The sequence below is a fragment of the Frankia sp. AiPs1 genome (assembly GCF_023716945.1).
In the GTDB taxonomy this organism is placed as follows: domain Bacteria; phylum Actinomycetota; class Actinomycetes; order Frankiales; family Frankiaceae; genus Frankia.
On the sequence record NZ_JAMQQF010000673.1, the window covers coordinates 1 to 2,930 of the forward strand.

The following is a 2,930-nucleotide window of genomic DNA, read 5'->3' on the forward strand; positions in this document are numbered from 1 at the left end:
GCTCGCTGCTCACCGCCCCGCGTCGGGCCGGGCTGGGCCGGCGTCCCCTGCCGGGTCGCAGGTTCCTGTTGGGCCGCAGGTTCCTGTTGGGCCGCAGGCTCCTGCCGGGTCGCAGGTTCCTGCCGGGTCCCGGCTTCCGGCCGGGCCGGACGTGCCGCCTGGGCCCGACGTTCCTCGTCCGGCGCGTCGACCAGGGCCTCGTCGCGGGAGCCGCCGGACTCCCGGGAGTGATCGCCGGGCCGCGGTCCGTTCGGCGAGACGGCCGGCGGGGGCGGCGCGGGGATGTCGCCGGTGGCCGCGAGGGCATCCGCGACTGCCCGGACCAGGGCCAGTGTGTCGGCGGACACGCTCACCTCACCGTGGTCCAAGCCGACGAGAAAGCCGAGTAGTCGGCCGTCCGTGGGGATCACCGGCATCGCGAGATAACTGTGCACCCCCAGTTGGCGATGCTCGGCCGTGTCGGCCGCGGGGTGCCCCGGGCCGACCCCGGTCGCCGTCGCGGGCGCACCGTCGAGCATGCGCGCGATGATGCTGTCCGCCCGGGGATAGTGGGTTCCCTCGCCGAGATCGGCGAAGGTTCCGGTCACACGGAGATAGCTCGCAGTCGTCGCAGATACCACGACGAAACAGGCTGTCTCCATCCGGTCCAGGGCGCGAACGGCCCGCAGCGCGGCATCGACGGTGCTCCACGCCTGTTCTGAAGGTGCTGACGACACAGGCCGAACTCTCCCACAAACTTCACGGGCAGTGACGGACACCGTCCCACGAGCCGGCCGCGTGTGCGGTGGGAAGGTAAGAACTCCCGGGATGTTGTTGCTCTACGTATCCGTTATGCGGCAGAAGTGACCTTCTCGGTGACCTGGCGGACGCTCGGGTTCGTCATCACAGTGCCATCGGGAAAGAGCACGGTCGGTACGGTCGCGTTCCCGTTGTTCGCATCGCGGACAAGTTGCTCTGCTGTCGGGTCGTTCTCGATATCAACGGTCTTGTACTCGACCCCGGCGCGGTCGAGTTGGCTCTTCAGCCGAACGCAGTAGCCGCACCAGGAAGTCGTGTAGATCGTGGGCACGAAAGGGCCTCCAAGCCACTGGGACGCAACGGTTGGTGTAACAGCGTCGTGCCTGCGACGCTTCCCGGCGAGGCTGAGGACTACCGTGTCGGGGGATGTCCGGATCGCCTGCCCCCGCCGCGCGGGCCGCCCCCGCCCCCGGGGGCGCAGACCTGCTCGCCGAGCTCGATCCCGAGCAGCGGGCCGCGGCCGACGCCCCCCTGGGACCGGTCTGCATCCTCGCCGGTGCCGGTACGGGCAAGACGCGCACCATCACGCACAGAATCGCCCACATGGTCGTGGACCGGGGGGTTGGCTCCGGCCAGATCCTCGCCGTGAGCTTCACGACCAGGGCGGCGGGGGAGCTGCGCGGCCGGCTGCGGGCCATGGGCGTGCCCGGCGTGCAGGCACGTACGTTCCATTCGGCGGCGTTGCGGCAGTTGCAGCACTTCTGGCCGGCCGTGGCCGGCGGACCGCTGCCCCGGCCCGAGTCCAGCAAGATCCCCAACATGGCGCGCGCCGCGGGGCGCCTGCGGCTGAGCCCGGACCGCACCGAGCTGCGCGACCTGACCGCCGAGGTCGAGTGGGCCAAGGCCAGCCTCGTCGGGCCCGCGGACTACGCCCGGATGGCGGCGGCCGGCGGCCGGGAGACCGCCACCCCGGCGCAGACCGTCGCCCGGCTCTACGCCGCGTACGAGGAGGTCAAGCGGGAGGCCGGCGTCGTCGACATGGAGGATCTGCTGCTGCTCACCGCGGCCATGATCGAGGAGCACGACTGGGTCGCCACCGAGGTCCGCTCCCGGTACCGCCACCTCGTCGTCGACGAGTACCAGGACGTCAACGCCTTGCAGCAGCGCGTGCTCGAGGCCTGGCTCGGCGAGCGCGACAGCCTCTGCGTCGTCGGTGACCCGCACCAGACCATCTACTCGTTCGCCGGCGCCTCGCCTCGCTACCTGCTCGACTTCCCCCGCCGCCACCCGGACGCGGCGGTCGTCCGGCTCGTGCGGGACTACCGGTCGACCCCGCAGGTCGTGGGGCTGGCGAACCGGCTCGTGCAGGCCGCGCCCGGGACGAGGCTCGTCGCCGCCGTGCCCGACGGCCCGCCGCCGGTGTGGCTGGAGTGCGACAGCGAGGCCGACGAGGCCGCCGCCGTCGCCGGTCGCATCCGCGCCCTGATCGCCCGCGGGACGCCGGCCAGCCGCATCGCCGTGCTGTACCGGATCAACGCCCAGTCCGAGGCATACGAGGCCGCACTCGGCGCGGCCGGCATCGCCTACCTCGTCCGGGGCGGCGAGAAGTTCTTCGCCCGCACCGAGGTGGTCGCGGCCATGCGGCTGCTGCGGGCCGCCCTGCGCTCGGCCGACACCGACCGGCCCGCCGGGCTGGCCGACACCGTCGCGGACATCCTCGGCGCGTTGCACTGGCGGGCGGACCGGCCCTCAGCCGGATCCGGCGCGGAGCGGGAGCAGTGGGAGAACCTCGCCGCCCTGCACCGCCTGGCCGCCGACCTCGCCGCCCGTTCCCCGCAGGCGGGCCTCCCCGAGTTCGTCGCCGAGCTCGCCGATCGCGTCACCCACGAGCACCAGCCCACCGTCGAGGGGGTGACGCTGTCCACGCTGCACGCCGCGAAGGGCCTGGAATGGGACGCGGTGTTCCTGGTGGGACTGGCCGACGGCACGCTGCCGCTCGTCCACGCGAAGACCGCCGAGCAGATCGCCGAGGAACGCCGCCTGCTGTATGTGGGCGTGACGCGGGCCCGTACCCACCTCGTCCTGTCCTGGGCCCTGGCCCGCGCCGACGGGCGGCGCTCGCGGCGCCCGTCCCGCTTCCTCGACGACCTGCGGCCGGTGCGCCGTGGCCTCGGCCTCGGCCCGGCCGTCAG

Annotated in this window: 3 protein-coding genes; 1 reads left to right on the forward strand and 2 read right to left on the reverse strand. The window is 73.0% G+C overall.

Annotated elements, in window-relative coordinates; translation table 11 throughout:
* Together ND748_RS29190 and ND748_RS34770 are read right to left on the reverse strand one after the other, a co-directional pair.
* On the reverse strand, nt 1-587 hold a 587-nt coding region (locus ND748_RS29190; protein ID WP_251749411.1), incomplete at its 3' end, for a GAF domain-containing protein.
* A 242-nt stretch (nt 588-829) separates the two neighbouring features.
* Nucleotides 830-1,069, reverse strand: a complete 240-nt coding sequence (locus ND748_RS34770) for a mycoredoxin (protein ID WP_251749413.1) — start codon at nt 1,067-1,069, stop codon at nt 830-832.
* 95 nt (nt 1,070-1,164) lie between these two features.
* On the opposite strand from ND748_RS34770, the gene ND748_RS29200 reads away from it, so the two are divergent.
* On the forward strand, nt 1,165-2,930 hold a 1,766-nt coding region (locus tag ND748_RS29200), incomplete at its 3' end, for an ATP-dependent helicase (protein WP_251749415.1).